The following is a 25,161-nucleotide window of genomic DNA, read 5'->3' as shown; positions in this document are numbered from 1 at the left end:
TTAAAATGTCGCCGACAGTTTAAGTTGATAGGTGCGTGGAATGGGGACGTTTCCGAAGTCGATGCCTCGGAGCAGATCATTGTTGCCACCTGCGTTGGTTTCCGGATCGAAGCCCGTGTACTTATCCCAGGAATACAGGTTGCGGCCAACGAACGCGACATTGAGTCGGCTAATACTCTTGATAAATGTAGGCAGCGTATAGCTGAGCGATACCTCACGCAGCTTGGTGTATGAACCCGGATCGACCCGGAACTCCTGCGTGTTGTAGATGCCAAAGATGTAGCCGCGAGGCAGCGTACCGCGTAGTTCCTGTTCAGCGTAATCGCCCAGTCCCACACCCTGACGCGTCCGTTTATCGGCGTTGAACACGTCGACACCCTGAACCATGTCCAGCAACACATGCAACGTCAGCTTTTTGTAGGACAGATTGGTGCTGAACGAACCCGTCCATTTTGGATTTGGGTTACCGATAATGACGTTGGCGGTTGGCTTGCTGACATCAAGCGAGCCATCGGAATTGCGGGCCGGTATGTAATCAATGGCACCATTTCCCTGGCCATTGGCCCGTTCGGATTGCGGAAAGCCTGAAGGTGAAAGCAGGAGAGTACCATCGGGATTCCGGGCGTAGGCACTGCCGTAGAAGACACCCACCGGTTGCCCAACAATCAGGTTGACCGGTGATCCTGAAGCCGATGAGGCATCGGGGTTGATGATGGGCAGGCCACCCAGACTCAGGACTTTATTGCGGTTGTGGTTGTAAATGAAGGTGACGTCCCAGTTCAGATTCTTGGTCTTAATGGGCGTTGCATCCAGCACGATTTCAAACCCTTTGTTTTCCATTTCGCCAACATTGTTGACGATGCTTGTTCCGCCCGTTGTTGGGGCCAGGGTCCGGTTGACCACCAGGTTCGTGATTTTCTGATGGTAAGCGGTGATGCCCAACCCAATTCGGCCACTCAGGAACGACAGATCGGCGCCCCCTTCGAGTTCGCCCATCCGTTCCGGCTGTACATCGGGGTTGGCCAACTGCGTACCTGGTACAATGGTGTTCTTACCCAGGAAACCGACCGGGTTGAACTGATAAAAACGAGCATAAGAACCAATCCCCGACAGGTTACCCGCTTCGCCATAACTGGCCCGTAGTTTCAGGCTGTTGAAAACGTTATTGGCCGAGATGTTTTTCCAGAAATCGAGGTCCGATACAATAAACGAACCGCTCACTTTTGGATAATACTGGTTGGTCTGCGTAGGTGAGAATTTCGACGACTGATCCCGGCGGACGGCTCCTGTAATGAACGCCAGATTTTTGTAGCCAAACGTCGCCTGCGCAAATAAACCGCTCAAACTAAATCTGTCCAGGTTGTAGGCCACCTGATAGGTTGTGTTGCTGGCACCACTAACCGTCTCAATGAAGGGAGCCAGATTTTGGCCACTATTGATCGTATAGTCAGCCTGAAAGTACTGGTAGCTATACCCAATAGCGGCATTCAGTTTGAACTTATCGTTGAATTGCCGCTCGTAGGTGGCGTTCAGGTCATTGTTGAACTGTAACGACTGATTAGTGGCCGTTGCCGCAAAGCCACCCGGATAGCGGGCTGCAGGCAAACCGGCAACCGCCTGGTAGGGATAGGGCCGAATGTAGTTTTTGCCAAACTGTGAATAGGCATCAACGCCCACAATGTAATCAACGCTCAATCCTTTCAGCGGAGTTAAATTCAGTTGAACGCTGTTGATCGTGCGGCTCACCGACTGCGAGAACTTCATGTCTTCTATCGTTGACAGTGGGTTCACACGCGTGGGCTCAACCGCCTGCAAATTACCGGCGGCATCACGCTTGGTGATGTCATAAATGTTGTTCGTGATATTCACCGAATTGATCGGACTATAGAACACATTCCCGTTGGCTTTCTCGTTAGACAGGCTATTGATGTAGCTTAGACCCACCGATATTTTGGCCCAACTGGCGAGCCGCTGATCGATACGGGCCCGAAGGTTGTAGCGTGTGAAGTCGGTGCCTTTGATAATCCCCTCGTTTTTCAGATAGCCAAAGGATACATAATACTGGGTATTATCGCGGCCTCCCGAAACGGAGAGGTTATTATCGGTGCCATAGCCTGTCCGAAAAATCTGGTCGAAGTAGTTGTACCGCTGTACATCAACCAGATTCGTAGCCAGGGGTGTGTAAGCCCCATCGCGGTAAATGTTGGTCGTCGTTGTGCCGGGGTTAGCTGCAATCTGAGCTGCCGAAATACCGCCGATTGGGTACAGCCGCAAGGCCGCAAAGCCAAACTGTTTGCCATACGTATTGACTGGTACGCTTTTACGCAATTCATTGATGTTGAAGGACGTCGAAAACGAAACCTGTGCCTTCCCCGTCTGCCCGCGCTTGGTGGTAATAATAACTACGCCATTGGCCGCCCGCGAACCATACTGAGCTGCGGCTGCTGCACCATTAATGACGTTTAACGTGGCAATATCGTCGGGGTTAATATCCGAAAGGCGGTTCTGACCCACGTTGGCATTGCCCACATCATTGGAGAGTGCAAGCTGCGACACGTTGGTGCTGGCGTTGCTCACAATTACCCCATCCACAACGTACAACGGATCCGACGAACCAACCAGCGACTTAATACCCCGCAAACGAATGCTGATGCCACCCGCCGGGTCGCCGGAGTTCTGAGTAATCTGAGCGCCCGGCACTTTGCCCTGCAACGCATTGATCAGGTTGGCCGAGCCGCTCTGCTGTAAAGCCGAGCCGTTGATGGTGCTGATTGCGTTGCCTAATTCGCGCTTGGGTGCCGAGAGGGTAGAGCCCGTAACGACAACTTCGTCGAGGTTAGTTGTGGCGGCAACCAACTCAGCATTAACCGTAATCTGCTCTGCATTGCCAAGCGTCGTGTTTTGCCGGAGCGTTTCATACCCAATGGCGGTGAACGCAAGGGTTATTGGGCCAGGTTTAAGGGTTACGGGGAACGTGTAATTTCCATCGGCATCGGTTGTGGTGCCAAGGGTTGTGCCAACAATCACCACGGTGGTGCCGGGGAGCGCTAGTTTGTCCGCATCCGTAACGCGGCCTTTGATTGTGAAGCGTGCGTTCTGTGCCAATGTGCTTGTACAAAACAGCAAGGTTAACCAGAGTATCCATACAAACGGAATACGTTGGCCAACGATAGAGTACCTGTTTATCATAGGTAAGATAGTTGGTCGGTGAATAAAAATGAATAATTTTTAACGCGAAATATACTTAAAAAAAGCGGCCTGGCTTCGATCGAGTCTACTATCCGCCGTAAAAAATAAAATCCATTTTTTTAGTAGCTTTGAATCTTTGATAAGTTCTATATATACTTCATGATCAAACGATATCAAGCTGGCTGGCTGATTGGCGTTGCTTTACTGTTTGCCCATCTGGCAACCGCGCAGCCGACCAAGCAGCGTTACACAAATCTTCAACAAGCCGTATCTTCTGGCGGGCAGTTGGCTGGCTCACCAGGCCCACGTAGCGTAAACTGGATCGAAGGCGGTACTAAATTTTCCTTCATCGACGGCCAGAATACGATCAAAACATTATCTCCGAAAGATCAAAAAGAGGACGTCATTTTCGACGGGAGCCAGCTCAAGTTTCCGGGCACTGACAAACCTTTTGCCTACGGATCTTTTCAGTGGTCAAAAGACTCGAAAAACATCTTGTTTCAGGCCGATTTTCGGCCCGTTTATCGGCGCTCGGGGGTGTCTGATTACTACGTTTATTCGGTAGCTGACAAGAGCTTAAAGCTGGTGGCTAAAGATGCCCAGACGGCAGAACTTGCGCCCGATGGCAGCAAGGTTGGCTATGAGCGAGGTGGTAATCTTTTCGTGTTTGACTTCGTCACACAAAAAGAAACCCAACTCACCGACGATGCCAAAGCGGCCTTCTACAACGGGCGGTTTGGCTGGGCTTATGAAGAAGAATTCGGGTTGGCGCAGGCCTGGGACTGGTCGCCCGATAGTAAGTTCATTGCCTTCTGGCAGTCCGACGAACGGCAGGTGCCGATTTATAAACTAACGGATTACAAAGGCTTCGACGAAAAATTTGACTCCTTGCCTTACCCGCGCGTTGGTGATAAAAACCCAACGGTGCGTATTGGTGTCATTGAGATTGCCGGCAAGTCCAAACAATGGATGAAGGTAGACCTTGGAGATGGCTATATTCCGCGTATCTACTGGACGTCGCAGGAAGGGCAGCTTGCTCTGGTTCACCTGAACCGCAAACAGAATCACTTGCGTCTGTTTATGGCTAATGCCCGCACGGGCGAGGCCAAACAGATCATGGAAGAAAAGTCGACGACCTGGGTTGATGTGTTCGACTTTTTTGCGGGAATCAATCACCTGATCTATTTCCCGGCGGGTGTTCAGGAATTTTACTGGGTGTCGGATCGGGATGGATTTGCCCATTTGTACCGCTATGATTATACCGGGAAACTACTCAATGCGGTAACCAGCGGCAAGTGGGAGGTTAGTTATGTTCATCACATTGACCCGAAAGCCAGGAAGGTCTATTTTACGTCTACAGAAGCATCCCCGCTGGAACGCCAGTTGTTTGTGACGGATGTAGATGGCAAGAATAAACGTCGGCTTACGACCATACCGGGTCGGCATACGGTCAATTTTTCACCCAATGGACAGTACTTTATCGACAAATATTCAAATGTATCGACTCCCACGCAGGTGGAACTGCGCGATACGAAAGGTCAACTGATCAAAGCGCTGGAAACGAACAAGCGTGTGACGGATTATGTAGCCAGCCATGACTATTCGCCCAAGGAGTTAAGCAGCTTTAAAACGTCTGACGGACAGCAGATCGACATTTCTATCATCAAGCCGCTTGATTTCGACCCTACGAAAAAGTACCCTGTTATGTTGGACATTTACGGCGGGCCAGGGGCGCAGTCGGTCTATAATGAATTTGCCACAACGGGCTGGCATCAGTGGCTGGCACAAACGGGTTATATCGTCGTGGGCGTAAACAACCGGGGCAGCGGAGGCTACGGCCGTGAATTCGAGAAAGTCGTCTATGAAAAGCTGGGGAAATACGAAAGTCTGGATTTCGCCGAAACGGCTGCTTATCTGGCCAAACAACCCTGGGTCGATGCCAATCGGATGGCCATTCGGGGGCACAGCTACGGTGGGTATATGAGTAGCTATACGATGCTTACTCATCCGGGCGTATTTAAGGTCTCGCTGGTAGGCGCTCCCGTTACGGATTGGCGGCTTTATGATTCCATTTATACCGAACGTTACATGGGCCTGCTTCCCGAAAATGAAGAGAAGTATAAGGTTAGTGCTGTATCGACTTACGCCAAGAACCTTGCCGGTAAGATGTTCATCGCCCACTCAACGATGGATGAAAACGTACATGTTCGGAATACCTTCCAACTGATGAATGCGCTTGAAGACGCGGGAAAAGATGCGGATCTTAGAATCTATCCGCCCGGCGCTCACGGAGTCGCCTACAGCTCTGGGACGGTGCTTCTCCTGTTTCAGCAGTACACGACATACCTGGAAACAAACTTAAAAAGTGCCCCGGTAAATTAAGCTAAGAAACGCCCAGCCGGCCCGACGCCGGTTGGGCGTTTTTGTGTAGACGTTATACCGTTTCCCTTACAAATAGCATACTCAGAAGATGAGCCATGGTCAGGAGCTCTACCCTGTTATTGGTTAAATAGGTAAGCTATATATTTTAGACACATACTAAATTACTAAATATTATTAAAATATATTAATATTTAGTTTGGTATTATGGCGTGATTAATACTTTGATTAGTAGGGATTTATATTACATACTTTAGTTTCTATAGATATGGTAGAATAAAAAGCATACATAAATTCCTGTTAAACAAAATTGTTTTGTGTCTGTTAGGAATCACTAAAATGCTCTGCACGTAGGGAGCATACTACACAAAACGTTAACTGTTATGAAAAAATTAATCATGGCTGCATCAGCATGCGCTTTGCTAGTAGCAGCAAACCCCGGGTTTTCACAGGCTGTTCAGGAAGGAAAAGCGGCTAAAAAAGAAATGAAGGCTGAAAAGAAAGTAGCCAAAGCAGAGGAGTATAAAATGGAAGCCAAAACCCATAAAGGGTTAGAAGTTAAAGGCATTTCTGATCCCAAAACAAGAATGGCCAAGGCCGACCGGAAAATGGAGAAGGCTGAAAAGAAAGTGTTGAAAGGCGAAGCAAAAGAACTGAAAGCGGTTGCTAAAGAGAAAAGTAAACAAGCGGCTGGAGTAAACTAAATAGCAAAACGAAAGAGCGCAGATAAGGTTGTTACACACCTTATCTGCGCTCTTTCGTTTTCAATAAGCCTAGCGTAATGCCCGGCGGATAACGTCTTCGACACTCAGATCCGGATCTGCTTTCAGAGCATCGTCTACACTTTTTTCTGCTGTCGGTTTAGGTAACCCCAATGCAATAAGCGCAGCGAGTGACTCTTCCCGAACGGGATTTGCGGCTGGTTGCTGCCGGTAAGTAGGCCCGTCGGGCACAACGCCCGACTTCTTCATTTTGTCGCGTAGTTCGAGAATAATACGCTGCGCTGTTTTAGCACCAATCCCTTTAATTGCCTGTACGGCCCGCACGTTTTCGCCCAAAATAGCTAGTCGCAGATCGCCGGGCTGCATGGCCGACAACATACCCAAAGCCGTGTTCGGACCAACGCCCGATACGCCAACCAGGTCTAAAAATAAGCTCTTTTCGTCAGCACTCGCGAAGCCATAAAGCGCCTGCAAGTCTTCGCGAAAGAGGTGATGAATGAATAGTTTTATCCGGTCGCCACCCCCGGGCAAAAGGGCATACGTTTGAAGAGATATATGGACCGAGTACCCAACTCCATGTACGTCAATAATGACAAGAGTGGGTTCTTTATAGGACAGTGTTCCGTCTAAATAAGCAATCATTCTTTGGTTGAAAAGCTTGTTTTCTAGCGTGTTATATACCCCTAAAGATACGAAAAACCCATGACTTTTCTGGTATAAAGTCATGGGGTTGATGGTCAGTTTAGCAGAAGCTACCCTACAATCAGCTTCTGCCCTGGACGAAGCGAGTTGCTATGGATATGATTTAGTTTCTTGAGCCGGTCAATCGTCAGGCCGTCGTAACGCTGCGCAATATTCCAGAGGGTATCGCCGTCCTGAACCCGGTGGTAACGTGGTTTATAACGCTTGGTTTTGGCAATCTCTTCGGCTTTCTTTCGTCCTTTTGGGGTACCCTGATCGGCTAATCGTTCAGCACGGGTTTCAGCAACTTCTTTCAGAATAACCAATTTCTGGCCACGCTGAATTTTGGTAGAACGCAGGTGATTCCACCGTTTTATGTCGTAGAGTTCAACATGATACCGGTCGGCAATATCGCCCAAGTTATCGCCTTTCCTGACAACATAGGTTTGTTTCTTTGGTTTGCGCAGCACAACGGTTTCAATGTCTTCTTCAGGTTCATCGGCCGATTCTGCTACGGCAAGTTGTGCTGTTATCTTCGCTGGTTTTGCGCTATTCCTTGCCGCAGTCGCTACTTCTTCGGATAGCGTTTCTTCATTAGTTATACCGGCAAGTGGGTTACGACCCAATGCGTTCCAGGCGCCCATGGAGTCAGTACCATAGCGAACCTCTTCGGCATTTGCCAGCAGGATGTGTTCCATAACGCCCGGCCGCTGACTCGCCGAATCCAGAATGGCCCGACGACGGCTAGCAAAGTAGCCGTACTGCTGGCGGGGCACCCGCAATGGATACCGGTTGGTGTATTCGGGTAGAATAGTGGTTGTGATGGCCGGATTCATCTTCTGTAAGTCGGCCAGAGGCATGGTGCTGTGTTTGGCAAACGTTTCGAGATTGAAATAGCCACTTATTTGAATCGTATCGTGCGGAATGGGATATTCGTAGGTTTCAGCAACAATACCATGATCATTGGCATGGTTCATCAGGTATGTAAACGCGACGAACTGCGGGACATAGCCCCGGGTTTCTTTCGGCAATGCGTCGAAGATGGTGTAAAATGAATCACCCCCCGACCGGCGCATGGCTCGTTTAACAGCGCCTGGCCCACAGTTATACGCAGCCATGGCCAGCTCCCAGTCCCCAAAGATGTTATATAAATCACGAAGGTATTTGCAGGCGGCTTCGGTTGCTTTGACGGGGTCCATCCGCTCATCTACATAATCATCCTGATACAAACGAAGATCGCGGCCTGTACCCGGCATAATTTGCCATAGCCCACCGGCTCCCGCGTGAGAAATAGCTCGTGGATTAAGTGCCGATTCAACAATTGATAAATACTTTAGCTCATCGGGTAAGCCATACTGAGCCAGCATCCGCTCATAAAGCGGAAAGAAAAGGGGCATACGCTCCAGCATTGTCTTGGTTGTGCTGGCCTTGCGAAAAGTGAAATAGTCTACGTAAGCCTGAACCGACTTATGGTAGTTCAACGGAATACTTTTTTGCAATTTTGCCAATCGCTCCCGTAGCAGGCTGTCAGGCACCGTTGGTACGATGGCAACAGTATCCTTTTTAACGATGGTACTATCTGATTGAATCGTAGTATCGGTCCGGCCTGGATTGGTCCGGCCTGGATTGGCCTGGCTTGGATTCGCATGGGCCACAATCAATAGTCCCATTATAGCACTCAACAGCCCCAATCTTAACAGGCTACGGTTCATGTAGTTCATATAGATTTCGTTCAGTTAGGTTCGTTACGTTTAAGATATAGGCTGTAGGATGTATGTTCTACACTATATATTATACATCCTACAGCCTATATTAATTAGCCAGCTCTTTTGCCATGGCAATCAATGCGCCCTCTGCAAAGGGTGGAGCCATTAGCTGCAAACCAATAGGCAATCCTTGTCCATCACCAGAGCCGGTATTCGTGCCGTTGGGAATGGATATCGACGGGTAGCCAACTACATTGGCCTGCACCGTAAAAATATCGGCGAGATACATTTGCAATGGATCATCGTCCGGGCGCTGCCCTGTTTTCTCACCCAGTAAAAACGCTGGTGTTGGCGTTGTGGGTGATAATAGAAAATCGTAGTGCTCAAACAGGCGTTCAGTCTCCTGACGAATCAATCGCCGAACCTGTTGCGCTTTTGTATAATAGGCGTCGTAATAGCTGGCGCTCAATACAAATGTGCCCAACAAAATCCGCTTACGGACTTCGACGCCGAATCCTTCCGTACGGCTTTTTTTGTACAACGACAAAAGATCTAAAGGTGATGCATTGGCCGACGTACTTCTATACCCATATCGGACACCATCGAAACGCGACAGATTGGATGAAGCTTCGGCCGTCGTTAGGATATAATAAGTGGGAAGCAGATAGTTAAGAAGCGATATGTCAACAGGTTCTACCGTGTGGCCTGCCTCTCTTAATGAAGAAATCTTGTTCTGAGTCGCTTCCCGAATGGATGGATCGACGCCTGTACTTTCTACGCCATCGCGTAAATAAGCGATGCGAAGCGGTCGATTGGGCAGGGTGGCCTGTGTATAGGCTGAAACGGGTTGATTGGATACGGTGCTGTCAAACTCATCGGCGCCCGCCATGATTTCGAGGAGTAGAGCTGCATCATCGACGGTATTGGCAATGGGACCAATGCAATCAAAAGAAGATGCATAAGCAATTAAACCCCAGCGACTAATACGCCCGTAAGTCGGTTTTAGCCCCACAACGCCACAGAAGGCGGCCGGCTGGCGAACAGAGCCACCCGTGTCGGAACCGATACTGGCCAGACAAAGCCCGGCCTGCACGGCCACTGCTGAACCACCGCTTGATCCACCAGGTACCCGGTTCGGATCGGCTGCGTTGAGGACCGGGCCAAAAGATGAGTTCTCGTTTGATGAGCCCATGGCGAACTCATCACAGTTCTGGCGGCCAATGATAATAACATCTTCGTCCAGTAAGCGCTGCACAGCCGTTGCGGTGAACTGGGCTGTAAAGCCATCCAATATGCGGCTTCCCGCCCGAACACCATGGCCGGCGTAACTAAGCACATCTTTGATACCGATGACCATACCGGCTAATCGGCCAGCGGTGCCAGCCGCTATTTTTTGATCAATTGAGACGGCCTGTTGTAGGGCATCGGTGTCATAGACATCGGTAAAAACATTAAGGTGGCGGTACGCATCAATACGAGCGAGGTATTGCTCCACCAATTGACGGCAGGTAATGGAGCCGGATTTGAGATCGGCCTGAACGGAGGAAAAGCTACGGTATAGTGTCAAAACAGAGAACGTAACATGAAAACCCTATAAAGCAGAAACAGACAATCAAGCGGCTCCGGTTTGGGGCTGCTTAATTGTCTGCCTATAAAAAGATTAGACTATTTCTCGGACTCCTTCAGACCTTCTTCGATGTTTTCGCGAACGTCTTTAGTTGCGTCTTTGAATTCTTTGATGCCTTTACCAAGTCCCCGTGCTAGTTCGGGGATCTTTTTTGCGCCGAACAACAGGAGCAATGCCAGAAAGATGAAAATCATTTCCTGACCGCCCAAACCCATAATTCCTAAAATGCTTGCCAAAATCATGTTTCCTGGGATTTGAATGTATGCAAAATTAACAAAACTCTCTCGTACAATCTATTAAAAGTCGGTGAAACTTACGCATCAACAGGCTGTTTAGTTTCAACCCTTCTGCTTTATATTTTAAGTTTCACTCGGTACACCGATTATTTACTCGTTCAAATGATATCATTTCTGAACGAAACGTTTAACTTCAAATCACAGACCGGGGCTTTTATACTCACCCAATCTTGATTGTTTTCGGTGGGTGGGCGTTTGTTTCTGTGGAATTAGCCGTTGTTTGTTCCCACTGACGGAACTTCTCAATGTCGCTGCCCATCGAACTAAACAGCCAGCCAACCAGCGCAATGTCATCGGCAAAGCCAACAATCGGCAGGATATCCGGAATAATGTCTAAAGGATTGACAAAATAGAGGAGTACGGCCACAATGCTGGTCAGGGTTTTCCACGGCAACTGGCGATACTCGCCCGATGCGTAGGCTCTAATCAGCCGGGTAACAACGCCCAACTGTTCTCTAAATGCCGCAATATTATTGCCCGACAAACCACCGCTTTTGGCCAGCGCGTCTTTGACCAGCTGAAAGAGACTCCGGGAATTGCGGGCATAGCGTACCGCGCCCACATTGGCTCGTTTAAAGAAAATAGACGATAAAATACGCGAAATAAGACTACTGTTTGCCATTGTATTGAACTATTACTGATCGCTGATCCGGAAAGCAATTACGTATGAATGTTTCACAAAAAACACTGAATAATCTATAAACGTTGTAACCCCTTATAAGTTTTAATCCATACGCCTTGGTTTGTCTTCGCACGGAACCGTACTTTTGCGCTCACTTGTTAACCTTTTAATTTCGAATACAGTATGAAAGTTACCGTAGTAGGTGCTGGGGCCGTTGGAGCCACTTGTGCCGACAACATTGCCCGTCGGGAACTCGCCCATGAAGTTGTTCTTTTAGATATCAAAGAGGGTATCAGCGAAGGAAAATCGCTCGACATGCTCCAAGCATCGACATTGCTCGACTGCGACATAAAGCTGACTGGCTCGACCAATGATTATGAGAAAACAGCCGGTTCAGATGTTGTTGTGATTACCTCGGGCTTGCCGCGTAAACCCGGCATGACCCGCGAAGATCTGATTGGTATCAATGCTGGTATTGTAAAAGGGGTAACGGAAAATATTCTGAAATACTCGCCCGACGCGATCTTCATTATCATCTCCAACCCAATGGACACCATGACCTACCTAGCGCTTAAATCGTCGGGATTACCTAAAAATCGGGTTATTGGTTTGGGTGGTGCATTGGACTCCGCTCGTTTCAAAACCTATCTGTCGCTAGCGCTGGAGTGTTCGCCTAATGATTTGCAGGCTTCCGTTATCGGTGGTCATGGCGACACGACCATGATCCCGCTGACACGTTTGGCGACCAAAGCCGGTGTGCCCGTGAGCCAGTTTCTGGATGAAGAAACGCTGAAGAAAGTAGCAGCCGATACAATGGTGGGTGGCGCAACACTAACGGGCCTGATTGGCACATCGGCCTGGTATGCACCCGGCGCTGCCGGTGCCTACATGGTTGAAGCCATCGTGCGCGATCAGAAACGCATTATCCCATCCTGTGTATTGCTGGAAGGTGAATATGGGCAGTCGGACATTTGCCTTGGCGTACCGGTTGTGCTGGGACGCAATGGGTGGGAAGAAATCATCGACTATAAACTAACCGACGAAGAGCAGGCTGCTTTCAATAAATCAGCCGATGCCGTACGGAACATGAACGGTGTATTAAGCACGCTGAACATCGGCGTGTAGAAATAAATCATTTCTCATAAAAAAGAGGCTTTTTAGATGTAAGCCGCCAGGAAATAGTAAAGAACTACGCGCATAAAAAATCCCGCCAAATAAGGAGCGGGATTTTTTGATTTGTGCCGTGCCAATGATTAAATGACCGGCGGGTCCAACTTGCAAAAGGTTACATAAAAAATTGACATTGACTGGTTAACCAGCTAGGCCAGCTACCCGCAAAAAGTTGCAACGTATTAGTAGCAAGGCTCTGCCCAGAGAGACTAAAGAACTCTAGGCATAATAGTGCTGATCTGGTCTCACGGCAAAGCTATAACGGTAGGGTATAGAAGGGCGTAGGCCTACGGTTAAATTAGAATTAAACTTAGACTGAGGCCTTTCCTATATATTTTAAGGATGTGTTTCGGATAAAAAAGAGCCAACTGTTAACGAACAGTTGGCTCTTTGCCTGAACTTACTTCCAATCGCAATCGGGCGAGAGCCATTCCTGACCAGGGTCGATGGGTGCGCCATCGGGTGGGGCCAGAGCCGCCATTACCGGAATCGAGCTCGGATTCGTTTCGTATTGGCCAATCAGCCAATACAGATAATCAGGTGTTGCACCCGAAGACGTTTCCCGATTGAGCGTCTCTCTCGTTGGTAAACGAACCGTCGGTTCTACAGCATACTGGCTCTTGATGCGCATGATGCCTTCGTGCGCTGATGCCCGAACAGCACCATCCAACTCTTTATCGACAGCTAATTGCATCAGATTCTCCAATACTTTACGATGCAACATGCGCCGAATCGCTCCGTCGTAGGTGGCGTCTTTTTTAGTTTGACGGTAGCTTTGCGGAGAGCCGTATGTCGATGTAATCAACTGATCGATGACCTGGTCCAGACTCGGCAGTTGACCATTGACAATCCATCGCTGACTCGCCAACCGGGCACAGCGTTCAGGATTCAGCATCAGTCTGAGTGTCATGCCAGCCGCTGCTTCGGGTGGGCCTAAAGGATCGAAAGTAATGCCTGTATGGCGTTTAAAGACCTCCCGCGGATTGGGGTCATACCGAAATGGACGGGGTGGAATCAGGTTGAGCACGGCTTGGGGTACGGCCAGAAACCCTGGGTTAAGGGTTGACAACAGTACGCCCAGTGCTCGGTTCTGCTCCTCTGCCGGAACCGTAGCCAGAACGGCCTGGCCATCTCCTCGTAAGGCATTTGTATACGTTTGCCCACCCAATACTTTAGCGGCTGCTTCAACCTGATACCGGTGAAACATGTACATCGGCACAAATACTTCCTCTAAGGTCGCCATAGGCGCGCCGACGGTAATTTTCTTCTCCGTAAAATTCGCCAGGGCTATCTTGCGCACATCCATAACCCGCTTCAATTCGTCAACGGCATTTGCCCCGTTATCCCATAAGTGCGTTCTGGGGTGTGATGAACCTTCGGGCCGGGCATCCTGATCGGTCAGAAAGGTGAGGCCGGCCTTGTGCATGTCGTTTACCAGTTTATCCAGCGCCTGTTTTTCGTTAGTGCCTTTAGGAAACTGCTCGTAACCATAGCGAATGCTCCACTTATCGTAAGCACCAATGCCTTTAGCGTAAGCATCGGATAAGTCAATGCTGGCCCCTTTTATTTTGGCGACCATGGTGGGGTAGTCCATTACCGATGCCCGGCCAAAGCGCTCAGTAGCGCCGGGCGCACTGCCTTCTGTACTGGCTATGTAGTTGTGCGGCAAACCAAGGGTATGACCAACTTCGTGAGCCGCCAGTTGCCGCAAACGTTCGAGCGACATCGTCATCATGGGATCTGTTTGCGAGGAGTCCTGTCCGGTTGCGGCAAAGTTGCCAATTAGACCTTGCGCGATCAGGTAGTCTTGCCGAACCCGCAACGAGCCAAGGGTAACTTTTCCTTTAAGAATTTCCCCCGTACGTGGATCACTGATGCTACCGCCATACGACCAGCCCCGGGTAGAGCGATGAACCCATTGAACAAGGTTGTAGCGAATGTCCATTGGATCAGCGTCGGCTGGAAGCAATTTCACCTGAAATGCGTCTTTATAACCAGCCGCTTCAAACGCCTGATTCCACCAGGCGGTACCTTCCATCAGCGCCGAGCGAATGGGTTCAGGCGTGCCGGGATCGATATAGTAGACAATGGGTTTAACCGCTTCGCTGACCGCTGCCGACGGATCTTTCTTCTCAAGCCGATGCCGCGAAATATACCGTTTCATAATCGGCTGATTTACGGGCGTGGCATAATCGAAATATTCGATACCGCCGTAGCCAATCCGTGGGTCGAATACCCGTGGTTTGTAGCTTTTGTCCGATCCATCCAGGACGGGTAATTGCACAAACGAATGGTGCTGGTGCATAGTAACGGCTGAAGGTGTCGGCACCACTTCTCGCAGATAAGCTCCCGGATTATCGCCCGTGAGGGTAATGATCGTTTCGAACTCCGTGTTCTGCGGGAACGCTTTGGTACGGGCCAGGTACAGGGTGCTCCGGGTTGGATCGAACTTAAACGAGCCCTGTCTGGTACGACTAATGGCCTGTACGGCCCCGACTGCGTCCTGCAATAGAAACGGCGTCAGATCGACAAGCACCCTGCCGTTCTCTTCGGCTACAATGTCGAAGCCCGCATGAACCGATTTGGCAAAGGATTCCTCAACGGCTTTGCGTTCGAGTGGGTCGTTGGTAATGGCCCGATAGGCATAGTTTGGTTCAATTAGCAGAACTTTTGGACCACTCCGCTGAAACTTCACCACGTGTTCCTGGCCTAGTCGGCCTCGATCCAGACCAATATCGTTGGAGCCAACGCCCTGCGCCAAGGTTGGGTAATACAGGAATTCGGTATCGAAAGCCGCTATTTCAAGCCATACTTTCCCTTTTTTTGCGTCCCAGTAATAGGTCATGAAACCGGGGTTGCGTTCCATGCCCGTGGTGAAGGTAGAAATGCTGCCAGCTGTTCCGGTTCCGCTGGTTGGTTGGGCAGAAACCAGACAAGGAATGGTGAGTAACAAATAGTAAAAAAAGAGTACCTGTTTTCGCATTGTCAATTGAGGTTGTAATTCGGCTCAAGATACGGCAAAAGCAGGTATAGAACAGTAGATATGATTACAAAAGGATAGCCCGGCCAAACTTTCTAGTAAGACCGGGCTATTCTGTAAATTTTCCTGAAGGTGATCGTCTACCGTAAACGGTCTGAACCTCTTACTAATTTTTCATCCCGACGAATGAACCGATTGGCGAGAGCGTTAAAAACCAGCGCGGCAATGATGGCATAAAAACCAGTCAGAAAAGTACCCTGATCGGCCGGGTTTCCATACCCTTTACCCGCATAAAGCGTTTGGTAAAGAATGATACCCATAATGGCGGTTAGCATAAGGGCGTTGACGGCACACAAGGCCGTTTGAGTCAATCGGTTTTTATACTGGAAAATGGCGTAAAAGGCTGACAAGCCGACCAGAGCGATCAACAGCGCCAAATACCAGAGCGAATCGATGTACGTGGTTGGCAATGTTTGAGCGGGTAACCCCGGTTGCGTTGCTACGGATTGTTGAGCTGTATATTGTAAGGCTGTGAGATGTGCCATTTCCGGCGATTTTGTACCAGCCTTCTCCCATAAAGGATTGGTCAGGGCAATGCCCATTGCTACGGTAATAAGAAACAAAAATATCGTTTGAACGCGTTGGATCATTAGAGTTAACAGATGAATGAGTAGTAGGTACTGTATAGGAAGTAGTCCACTATACCGTACATGAACGAGCAAAAATAGGCCAAAAACGACAGATAATGAAAGCAGATATTCACCTGATGGTAACCGCTGATGGTTCGCACACCGCCGTAAACGAAGCGTTTGATAAACCGTATCACTCCATTCATGGTGCCTATCAGGAATCGCAGCGGGTATATATTGAGCTGGGACTACTACCCGCCTTCGAAAAATTTCCTGATTCTCAGCTGCATATTTTCGAAATGGGCTTTGGGACCGGTTTAAACGCCTTGCTGACCGCCCGGGAAGCACAGGCTAACCAGCGGCCTGTAGTTTACACCGCTATTGATGCCTACCCTATGTCAATCGAGCAGGCTCGCCAACTGAATTACGATGAGTTTTTTGGTACAGCTTATCTACCGGTACTCCATGAGTCTCCCTGGCATGAGCCAACTGCCCTGAATCCCTATTTTACATTTATTAAAACCGAAGGGAAGTTACAGGATCTGCAAACCACCGACCGTTTTCACGTCATTTATTTTGATGCGTTTGCGCCATCAACTCAACCTGAACTTTGGGAGCCGGAGATATTTAGTCAACTGGCGCAGTTCTTGCTGCCGGGTGGTATGTTGACCACCTACTGTTCGAAAAGTTACGTACAGCGCAATATGCGGGCTGCTGGTCTGACGGTAGAGAAGCACAATGGCCCGCTTCATAAACGCGATATACTGCGTGCCGTTAAGCCAGGAGAAAAGGTGTTCTAATGAATTACTAAACGCTTTTTTACCTGCAAAGACTTATTTTGCTAATTTTATTAACCACCGAACGTTATCTGTTAAAACAACAGTACTTATGAACCGTCTGCTTCTCATCTGTGCGGCTTTCGTTTTATTTACGATCACCGCATTTCGAACCACATTGCCCATTGAGCCAGCCCTGAACAAGGTTCGTGACGAACCCAAGCACATTAAATGGCTAACGATTCAGGAAGCGTACGCCCTGACACAGAAGAAGCCGAAAAAGTTTGTTGTCGATGTGTATACAGACTGGTGTGGCTGGTGCAAAGTAATGGACCGCGAAACGTTTTCGAAACCTGCCATCGTCGATTACGTCAACCAAAATTATTACGCTGTTCGGTTTAACGCCGAACAAACAGGTGATGTAACGCTGGGGAACCAGACGTTTAAATACATCAGCGGAGGAAGCCGGGGTGTTCATGAACTGGCCGCAGCGTTACTGAAAAACCAGATGAGCTACCCAACGACGGTATTTTTAGATGAGAAATTTAACCTGATTCAGCCAATTCCTGGTTACTTGGAGCCTCGTACGTTTCACCAGATTATCACGTATTTCGGGAAGAACTATCACCAAAAAGAGCCGTTCGACCAGTATAAAGCCGGTACTTATAAGGAGTTTCAGTCAGCCCTAACGGCGGGTAGATAAGTATCCAAAAAAGAAGAACGCAGATTAATTGGATCCAACGGGTTTAAACGGAATTATCTGTTTTTCTCCGCTTAGGCCGTTTAATCTGCGTTCTTCTTTTTTGCTTATTTTTGTAGCCTTTTATTAATCCTAACTGTCATCATGACGAAACGAGTAACTTTTCTTCTTGCAATAGCTGCCACTGTCGGCATTATAGCGGCAGTTCCCCAGAAGTTCATCGATCCCCAAAATATGGATTTATCGGTGAAGCCGGGTGATAATTTTTATCAGTATGCTAACGGAAGCTGGCTAAAAAAAAATGCTATCCCTGCGTCTAAAACGTCGTGGGGAAGCTTCAATGAATTACGTGAGAAGAGCCTCGATGCCATGAAGTCGTTGCTGGAAGAAGCCTCGAAGACGACAACAAAAGGACGTTTATATCAGATGGTGGGTGATTACTATGTTAGCGGTATGGACAGCGCCACCATTGAACAGCGTGGTTTCGATCCCATCAAGCCCGATCTTGCCCGCATCGAAAAAGTTAATAATAAAGCAGCTTTTCTCGATGAGTTAGCCTACCAACGGACGCAAAGCAACGGGATGCTGTTTGGCTTTTTTGTTGGCCAGGACCGCAAAAACGTTACCAAATACTTGCCTCAGTTTAGTCAGGGTGGCACCACACTTCCGGACCGGGATTATTACCTGAAAAGTGATGCCCGCAGCCTGAAGATTCGCAATGCGTATCATGATAACCTGACCAAAATGTTTGCCCTGATTGGCGAAGAGCCAACCCAAGCTGCTCAGGATGCAGATGTGATTATGCGCGTTGAAACGGCGTTAGCGAAAGCACAAATGCCGCGTGTCGATCTTCGTGATCCGTATAAAACCTATAATAAATTAACCGTTAGCGGTTTTTCTAAATTGACACCGAGCATTAACTGGGCTGATCAATTGACAAAATACGGCGCTAAAGGGCAGGATACGATTTTAGTACAGAGCCCTGCGTTTTTTCGGTCGCTTGATAGTCTGGTAACAGCCACGCCCATTGAGGAACTGCGGACCTATATGCGCTGGAATATTCTAAAGGGATCGGCTCCTTACCTGAGTGATGCGTTTGTGAAACAAAACTTCGCGTTCTCGCGTGTACTGACTGGCCAAAAGGAACAAACACCCCGCTGGCAGCGCATTAGCAGCCTGATTGATGGTTCATTGGGTGATTTACTGGGGCAGCTTTATGTTCAGAAATACTTTAAGCCTGAAGCCAAACAGCGCATGCTGACATTGGTCGACAACCTGGAAGCCTCCTACAAAGAGCATATCAAAAACCTCGATTGGATGAGCGAAGACACTAAAAGGAAAGCCCTGACGAAGCTCCTGTCGTTTCGGCGGAAAATCGGCTATCCCGACAAGTGGAAGAACTATGAGGGCGTTGTCATCGACCGCACCGATTATTATGGCAACGTAAAATCGGCTGGCAAATGGTCATACAACTACATGATTAATCGGCTGGGCAAACCCGTTGACAAAACTGAGTGGGGCATGACACCGCCAACGGTAAACGCCTATTATAACCCGGTCAATAACGAGATCGCTTTCCCCGCGGCTATTCTGCAATTCCCATTCTTCGATTTCAACGCCGATGATGCCATTAACTACGGAGGTATTGGTGCTGTAATTGGTCACGAAATGACACACGGGTTCGACGATTCCGGCCGGCAGTACGATGCCGATGGAACCCTTCGTGACTGGTGGACGAAAGCCGATGCCGACAATTTCAAAAAACGGGCTGATCAGGTGAAAGAGCAGTTCTTTGGCTTCAAAGTGCTTGATTCTATAAAAGTGAACGGTCAGTTAACGCTTGGCGAAAATCTGGCCGATCTGGGCGGGCTGGCCATTGCCTATGATGCGTTCAAAAAGACAGCTCAGGGCAAATCAAGTGGCAAGAAAAGCCTGATTGATGGTTTCTCGCCCGACCAGCGGTTCTTTTTGTCATGGGCGCAGGTGTGGCGTATCAACGTTCTACCTGAAACGGAAGCGCAACTCATTATGACCGATCCCCATGCACCGGGCTTATACCGTTGCAACGGTCCGTTGTCCAACATCAATGCCTGGTATCAGGCCTTCAACGTTCAGCCCGGAGATAAGATGTACAAAAAGCCCGAAGACCGGATTAAAGTCTGGTAACACTAAGTTTGATTGATGACCAAAGCCATGCCTGGTAAATCGGGCATGGCTTCCTTGTTTAAAACAGGATGCATTACGTTGCGAAACGTATGGCGTGCTTTGTCTTCTATCGTTAGTTTTTCAACAAGCACAGCTTTATACTTGCTGTTGGTAAAGAGTTTATTTCACTCGAAAGAATAAGCCTTAATCAACCTAAACCGGCAAGCCTGTCTACCATGATAACGTCACGACTTATTCCCATTTTGCTGTTCTTTACTCTGTCATGCCAAACCAAGCCCAAGCAGGAAACACAAACGGCTTCAGCCGCCGAGACGGTAGATAGCACAGCAAGCCTGGCAAAGCGCCCCGGACCTGATACACCCCGGTCGGCGGCTGATCGCTTGGTAAGAGCGCTTTACTTTGAGCATAATAAAACCGAAAATCCAATGCGGGAAGTAAAAGACAGAGCTTTAGTCGACCAGTTTTTTGTAAAGTCGACAGGCGATCTTATCTGGAACGATGCAAAAGCTACACAGGGTAAAATAAATCGGTCAAAAATAAATTTACTCTATAATGAGCCCGATGCTTCCATTAAAAAAACCTGGGTATTGCCAGCAGTTATCGGCGGGTCGAAGGCAATTGTTTATGTGACATTTGAAAATAAGAGCAAGCCCGAGGAGATGAAAGTGACTATGCAACAGGTGGCTGGCCGGTGGCGAATTGCTGATATCCAGTATCCTAACGGGAAGTCATTAACACAATTATTAAATTAAAATTTATGTTTACTCAATTATTTTCTGGGCATGTGTTGACAACACCATAAAAACGTGTAATTTTGCAACTCCAAACCGGAAACGGGGCGGAAAATGTTCTTTAACAGTGCTTTTGGGGAGTTTCCAGAGTGGCCAAATGGATCAGACTGTAAATCTGCTGGCGTACGCCTTCGGAGGTTCGAATCCTCCACTCCCCACTATTTAGTGATCAGGTATTAGTCAGTTATAGTTGTTTAAGTAATGACTAGTATCAACCGCTAAGTTTGCGGAAGTAGCTCAATTGGTAGAGCGATAGCCTTCCAAGCTATAGGTTGCGGGTTCGAGACCCGTCTTCCGCTCAGTTGATTGCACACTGTTAAAAGCAAGCCGTTATAGCTCAGCGGTAGAGCACTTCCTTGGTAAGGAAGAGGTCCGGGGTTCAAGTCCCCGTAACGGCTCGAGATTTCTTCTGAAATCTTTGTTAACGGGGCCGCCCGTGCGGTATTAAGCCTAAACGGCGTCATTCCTCAAATGAGGATGATTTCGCTGGGTTTAATTTATTTTCAGCGAGTTCATTCAATAAAAAAAAACAGTTCACAATAGCGTTTTAAAAACATGGCAAAAGAGAATTTTGACCGCTCGAAACCGCACGTAAACATCGGTACGATTGGTCACGTTGACCACGGTAAAACGACGCTGACGGCTGCCATTACGAAAGTGCTGGCCGAAAAGGGTCTAGCAGCGGTACGGGACTTTTCATCGATCGACAACGCTCCGGAAGAAAAAGAGCGTGGTATCACCATCAATACATCGCACGTTGAATATTCAACGGCAAACCGTCACTATGCACACGTTGACTGCCCAGGTCACGCTGACTATGTGAAAAACATGGTAACTGGTGCTGCTCAAATGGACGGAGCTATCCTCGTGGTAGCGGCAACAGACGGACCAATGCCCCAAACGCGTGAGCACATCCTGCTTGCTCGTCAGGTAGGTGTTCCTCAACTCGTTGTGTTCATGAACAAAGTGGACATGGTTGACGATCCAGAACTTCTCGAACTCGTTGAAATGGAAATTCGCGAGCTGTTGAGCTTCTACAACTTTGACGGTGACAATATCCCTGTTATTCAAGGTTCGGCTCTTGGTGGCCTGAACGGCGATGCTAAATGGGTTGGTACCATCGAAGAGCTGATGCAGAGTGTGGATGATTTCATTCCCCTGCCCCCTCGTATGACTGATCTGCCATTCCTTATGCCTGTAGAGGACGTATTCTCGATCACTGGTCGTGGTACAGTTGCTACTGGTCGTATCGAACGGGGTATCATTAACTCGGGTGAGCAAGTTGAAATCCTGGGTATGGGTGCTGAAAACCTGAAATCTGTTGTAACGGGTGTTGAAATGTTCCGGAAAATCCTGGACCGTGGTGAGGCTGGTGACAACGTAGGTCTTCTGCTCCGTGGTATTGAAAAAACCGATATCCGCCGTGGTATGGTTATTTGTAAGCCAGGTTCAGTAACTCCCCACCTGAAGTTCAAAGCTGAGGTTTATGTATTGTCGAAAGAAGAAGGTGGTCGTCACACGCCTTTCTTTAACAAGTACCGCCCACAGTTTTACTTCCGCACCACCGACGTAACGGGCGAAATTACATTGCCTGCTAACGTTGAGATGGTAATGCCCGGTGATAACATTACGATTGAAGTAAGTCTGATCAATAAGATTGCTATGGAAAAAGGTCTTCGCTTCGCTATTCGTGAAGGTGGCCGTACCGTAGGCGCTGGTCAGGTAACGGAAATCCTCGACTAAGGTAAATATCTGAGAACAAGTGCATTTCTTAACGGAGATGCACTTGTTTTTTTGATAATAGTTCGTACTTTTGCAGTCCGTTTCGGAGCACGCTGATTCGGATAGTTACGCAAAAATTATAAACGGGTGTAGTTCAAGGGTAGAATAGCGGTCTCCAAAACCGTTGATGGGAGTTCGAATCTCTCCACCCGTGCAAATCCCTTACTTTACCATGGACAAGTTTATCTCGTTTCTGAAAGCCTCCTGGGAGGAAGTTCAGCACAACGTGACTTGGCCCAAATTCAGCGATCTGCAATCCAGTTCAACGCTGGTACTGGTAGCATCGCTGATTTTTGCGCTATTAGTCGGTCTAATCGATTTAGTATTTGAGAACGGACTGAACGCATTTTATCAGTCATTCTAAACTGATTGACGGAAGGATGTTTGTGCGATATGCTTTCATCGCTTCGACAAACTACCGTTCGTACATCGTAACGAGGCCGCCCACGCGGTTCTAAATCATAACATGAGCGTAAACGGCATACAATGGTACGTCATACGGGCCGTGTCGGGGCAAGAGAAGAAAATCAAATCTTACCTTGATAACGAGATTATCCGCCAAAAGTTGGACGAAGTGATTCCGCAGGTACTGATCCCCGCGGAAAAAGTGTACGAAATGCGTAATGGTAAAAAGCGCGTTCGGGAAAAGTCATTTTTCCCTGGCTACATTTTAATTTCGGCTGATCTGGGTAATAACCGGGCGCTCGATATGATTCTGAACATGCCTGGTGTCCTGGGTTTTCTAGGCAATGCACAAGTAGGAACTACTTCAAAAGTACCGGTTCCACTTCGTCAGGCTGAAGTAAATCGCATCCTGGGTAAAGTACATGAAGAAGCGCAGGAAGTTGCTGTGCCAACCGTTGCCTATATCAAAGGCGAATCTGTAAAAGTAGTTGATGGGCCTTTTGGGGGTTTCATCGGTACAGTAGAAGAAGTATTTGACGACCGGAAGAAGGTGAACGTCGTTGTAAAAATATTTGGCCGGAATACACCGGTAGAACTCAGTTACGCGCAAGTAGAAAAGGAAATCTGATTAAAATCAGACTCCGTGACCGGACGTCCTATGCTTCCCTCAGAGGATAAACGGTCAGAACAAGTTGGTTTGCAGTGAAGGAGCCTGGATCAGTTATGTGACTAACTCCCAGAAGACGTAAGGTGTAAATCGTAACTCAATTATCACAATGGCAAAAGAAGTAGGTGGCTACGTAAAGCTGCAAGTCAAAGGCGGGCAAGCCAACCCCTCTCCTCCGATCGGTCCGGCTCTGGGTTCCAAGGGTTTAAATATCATGGAATTCTGCAAGCAATTTAACGGCCGGACGCAGGATAAAATGGGTACGGTGCTTCCGGTTCTGATTACGTATTATAAGGATAAATCCTTTGATTTCGTCATCAAAACTCCGCCCGCACCGATTCTGCTGTTGGAAGCAGCTAAGCTGAAAGGCGGCTCTGCTCAACCAAACCGCAACAAAGTGGGCTCTGTTTCCTGGGAGCAAATTCGGACGATCGCGGAAACGAAGATGCCCGATTTGAACGCCTTTACGGTAGAGTCAGCAATGAAGCAGGTGGCCGGTACGGCCCGCAGCATGGGAATCACGGTGACGGGCACAGCGCCCTTCGAGAACTAAAAGACTTGCCGAAGCAAACACAGACATGGCTAAGTTAACGAAAAAACAAAAGGAAGCTCAATCGAAATACGATGCTGCCAAAGAATACTCCCTCCACCAGGCGGCTGAGATTCTGAAGGACATCTCGTATACAAAATTTGATGCTTCTGTGGATATTGACGTTCGGTTGGGCGTTGACCCGCGTAAAGCTGACCAGATGGTTCGTGGCGTTGCCACACTGCCACATGGTACAGGGAAAACGGTTCGCGTACTGGTGCTTTGCACCCCGGACAAGGAGAACGAAGCGAAAGAGGCTGGTGCAGACTACGTTGGTCTGGACGAGTACATTCAGAAAATCGAACAAGGCTGGACGGACATCGATGTAATCATCACGATGCCAAGCGTTATGGCTAAAGTTGGTCGTCTGGGTAAAGTACTTGGCCCACGTGGCTTGATGCCAAACCCAAAATCGGGTACGGTAACGCCCGACGTAGCCAAAGCTGTTCGCGAGGTGAAAGCTGGTAAAATCGACTTCAAAGTTGATAAAACCGGTATCATTCACACCAGTATTGGTAAAGTATCGTTTACGCCAGAAAAACTGGCCGAAAACGCGCAGGAAATTATTGCAACACTAATGCGCCTAAAGCCTTCGTCGGCCAAAGGAACGTATGTGAAAACAATCAACCTGTCGAGCACAATGAGTCCGGGAGTAACGATTGATAAAGGCACAGTAGCCGGAATTTAAGCCATGAAGCGCGAGGACAAAGGAGCAATTATTGAGGAATTAACTGGAAAGTTTCAGTCGATTCCCTTCTTCTACATCACGGAAGCCAATGGCATGACGGTTGCTGAAACAAACAACCTCCGTCGGATGTGTTTTGAGCGGGGCATTGAGTATAAAGTGGTGAAAAATACATTCATCAAAAAAGCACTCGAAGCCCTCGATACGGATTATACTCCGTTCAACGATACGGTATTGCATGGTCAGTCAGCGGTGATGTTTCACGCTGAAAATGGCAAAGCACCGGCTAAGCTTATCAAAGAGTTTCGTAAAACGAACGACAAGCTGCAACTGAAAGCTGCATCGATCGATTACAGCTTATTTATTGGTGCTGAACAACTCGAGACGCTCATCGCCCTGAAGAGCAAGGAAGAGCTGATTGGCGAAATCATCGGTCTATTGCAGTCACCTGCCAAAAACGTCATTTCGGCGTTGCAAGGTGGTGGAAACAAACTGGCCGGTATCCTCAAAACGCTGTCGGAGCGCGAGGAAGCAGCTTAGCTGTAATGCGGACTTCCGGTCCGCACTATCCGACAAATTAAATGCGGACAAGATGTCCG

Annotated in this window: 21 protein-coding genes and 4 tRNA genes; 17 read left to right on the top strand and 8 right to left on the bottom strand. The window is 48.4% G+C overall.

Annotated features, from left to right (window positions below; all coding sequences use genetic code 11):
• Positions 1–3,189 carry a SusC/RagA family TonB-linked outer membrane protein gene (locus SD10_RS24310; RefSeq protein ID WP_046577497.1) on the bottom strand — a complete coding sequence of 1,063 codons (3,189 nt, stop codon included), beginning with the start codon at positions 3,187–3,189 and terminating at the stop codon, positions 1–3.
• A gap of 159 nt (positions 3,190–3,348) precedes the next feature.
• Between SD10_RS24310 and SD10_RS24305 the strand changes: the two genes are divergently transcribed.
• Both SD10_RS24305 and SD10_RS24300 read left to right on the top strand, forming a co-directional pair.
• Positions 3,349–5,571 carry a S9 family peptidase gene (locus SD10_RS24305; RefSeq protein ID WP_046577493.1) on the top strand — a complete coding sequence of 741 codons (2,223 nt, stop codon included), beginning with the start codon at positions 3,349–3,351 and terminating at the stop codon, positions 5,569–5,571.
• 380 nt (positions 5,572–5,951) lie between these two features.
• Complete coding sequence (locus tag SD10_RS24300) at positions 5,952–6,272, top strand: hypothetical protein (protein ID WP_046577491.1); 321 nt, start codon at positions 5,952–5,954, stop codon at positions 6,270–6,272.
• Positions 6,273–6,341: 69 nt separating this feature from the next.
• On the opposite strand, the gene ruvA is transcribed toward SD10_RS24300, so the two are convergent.
• From ruvA to SD10_RS24275, 5 genes are all read right to left on the bottom strand, one after another.
• Entirely contained in the window at positions 6,342–6,932 is a 591-nt protein-coding gene (gene ruvA / locus SD10_RS24295) for a Holliday junction branch migration protein RuvA (RefSeq protein WP_046577490.1), read from the bottom strand.
• Positions 6,933–7,042: 110 nt separating this feature from the next.
• Positions 7,043–8,692 carry a lytic transglycosylase domain-containing protein gene (locus SD10_RS24290; protein WP_046577488.1) on the bottom strand — a complete coding sequence of 550 codons (1,650 nt, stop codon included), beginning with the start codon at positions 8,690–8,692 and terminating at the stop codon, positions 7,043–7,045.
• Positions 8,693–8,783: 91 nt separating this feature from the next.
• Entirely contained in the window at positions 8,784–10,244 is a 1,461-nt protein-coding gene (gene gatA, locus SD10_RS24285; protein ID WP_046577485.1) for an Asp-tRNA(Asn)/Glu-tRNA(Gln) amidotransferase subunit GatA, read from the bottom strand.
• Positions 10,245–10,342: 98 nt separating this feature from the next.
• Positions 10,343–10,546 (bottom strand): Sec-independent protein translocase subunit TatA/TatB, encoded by a 204-nt coding sequence (locus tag SD10_RS24280; RefSeq protein WP_046577484.1) that lies wholly within the window; start codon positions 10,544–10,546, stop codon positions 10,343–10,345.
• Positions 10,547–10,760: 214 nt separating this feature from the next.
• Positions 10,761–11,222, bottom strand: coding sequence for a YkvA family protein (locus SD10_RS24275; protein WP_046577482.1), 462 nt, complete (start codon positions 11,220–11,222; stop codon positions 10,761–10,763).
• A 183-nt stretch (positions 11,223–11,405) separates the two neighbouring features.
• Between SD10_RS24275 and mdh the strand changes: the two genes are divergently transcribed.
• On the top strand, positions 11,406–12,347 hold the full coding sequence (gene mdh / locus SD10_RS24270) for a malate dehydrogenase (protein WP_046577480.1): 942 nt from the start codon (positions 11,406–11,408) through the stop codon (positions 12,345–12,347).
• A 445-nt stretch (positions 12,348–12,792) separates the two neighbouring features.
• Here mdh and SD10_RS24265 read toward each other — a convergent pair whose 3' ends face one another.
• Together SD10_RS24265 and SD10_RS24260 are read right to left on the bottom strand one after the other, a co-directional pair.
• Positions 12,793–15,375, bottom strand: coding sequence for a zinc-dependent metalloprotease (locus SD10_RS24265; protein ID WP_046577478.1), 2,583 nt, complete (start codon positions 15,373–15,375; stop codon positions 12,793–12,795).
• 137 nt (positions 15,376–15,512) lie between these two features.
• Entirely contained in the window at positions 15,513–16,022 is a 510-nt protein-coding gene (locus SD10_RS24260; protein ID WP_046577474.1) for a DUF4293 domain-containing protein, read from the bottom strand.
• A 95-nt stretch (positions 16,023–16,117) separates the two neighbouring features.
• Here SD10_RS24260 and mnmD point away from each other — a divergent pair, with 95 nt between their 5' ends.
• The 14 genes from mnmD to rplJ all read left to right on the top strand — a co-directional run bounded on the left by mnmD (position 16,118) and on the right by rplJ (position 25,102).
• Positions 16,118–16,801: a tRNA (5-methylaminomethyl-2-thiouridine)(34)-methyltransferase MnmD gene (gene mnmD / locus SD10_RS24255; protein ID WP_046577473.1), complete on the top strand. Its 684-nt coding sequence runs from the start codon at positions 16,118–16,120 to the stop codon at positions 16,799–16,801.
• Positions 16,802–16,889: 88 nt separating this feature from the next.
• On the top strand, positions 16,890–17,480 hold the full coding sequence (locus SD10_RS24250) for a thioredoxin family protein (protein WP_046577471.1): 591 nt from the start codon (positions 16,890–16,892) through the stop codon (positions 17,478–17,480).
• Positions 17,481–17,621: 141 nt separating this feature from the next.
• Complete coding sequence (locus SD10_RS24245) at positions 17,622–19,643, top strand: M13 family metallopeptidase (RefSeq protein ID WP_046577468.1); 2,022 nt, start codon at positions 17,622–17,624, stop codon at positions 19,641–19,643.
• A gap of 215 nt (positions 19,644–19,858) precedes the next feature.
• Positions 19,859–20,395 (top strand): hypothetical protein, encoded by a 537-nt coding sequence (locus tag SD10_RS24240; RefSeq protein ID WP_046577466.1) that lies wholly within the window; start codon positions 19,859–19,861, stop codon positions 20,393–20,395.
• 114 nt (positions 20,396–20,509) lie between these two features.
• Positions 20,510–20,592 (top strand) — tRNA-Tyr (locus SD10_RS24235).
• Positions 20,593–20,660: 68 nt separating this feature from the next.
• Positions 20,661–20,733, top strand: a tRNA-Gly gene (locus tag SD10_RS24230).
• Between the two features lie 27 nt (positions 20,734–20,760).
• A tRNA-Thr gene (locus tag SD10_RS24225) sits at positions 20,761–20,832 on the top strand.
• A 157-nt stretch (positions 20,833–20,989) separates the two neighbouring features.
• Positions 20,990–22,177, top strand: coding sequence for an elongation factor Tu (gene tuf / locus SD10_RS24220; RefSeq protein WP_046577464.1), 1,188 nt, complete (start codon positions 20,990–20,992; stop codon positions 22,175–22,177).
• Positions 22,178–22,299: 122 nt separating this feature from the next.
• Positions 22,300–22,370 (top strand) — tRNA-Trp (locus tag SD10_RS24215).
• A gap of 18 nt (positions 22,371–22,388) precedes the next feature.
• Positions 22,389–22,580 (top strand): preprotein translocase subunit SecE, encoded by a 192-nt coding sequence (gene secE / locus SD10_RS24210; protein ID WP_012928967.1) that lies wholly within the window; start codon positions 22,389–22,391, stop codon positions 22,578–22,580.
• Positions 22,581–22,682: 102 nt separating this feature from the next.
• Positions 22,683–23,249 (top strand): transcription termination/antitermination protein NusG, encoded by a 567-nt coding sequence (gene nusG, locus SD10_RS24205; protein WP_046577463.1) that lies wholly within the window; start codon positions 22,683–22,685, stop codon positions 23,247–23,249.
• Between the two features lie 148 nt (positions 23,250–23,397).
• Positions 23,398–23,841, top strand: coding sequence for a 50S ribosomal protein L11 (rplK, locus tag SD10_RS24200; protein ID WP_046577462.1), 444 nt, complete (start codon positions 23,398–23,400; stop codon positions 23,839–23,841).
• A 25-nt stretch (positions 23,842–23,866) separates the two neighbouring features.
• Positions 23,867–24,565: a 50S ribosomal protein L1 gene (gene rplA / locus SD10_RS24195; RefSeq protein WP_046577461.1), complete on the top strand. Its 699-nt coding sequence runs from the start codon at positions 23,867–23,869 to the stop codon at positions 24,563–24,565.
• A gap of 3 nt (positions 24,566–24,568) precedes the next feature.
• Positions 24,569–25,102 (top strand): 50S ribosomal protein L10, encoded by a 534-nt coding sequence (gene rplJ, locus SD10_RS24190; RefSeq protein WP_046577459.1) that lies wholly within the window; start codon positions 24,569–24,571, stop codon positions 25,100–25,102.
• The last annotated feature ends 59 nt before the right edge of the window (positions 25,103–25,161 follow it).

It is taken from the genome of Spirosoma radiotolerans (assembly GCF_000974425.1).
GTDB lineage: Bacteria > Bacteroidota > Bacteroidia > Cytophagales > Spirosomataceae > Spirosoma > Spirosoma radiotolerans.
Note: the sequence above shows the minus strand (reverse complement) of the source record. Positions and strands in the feature narration are given on the sequence as shown.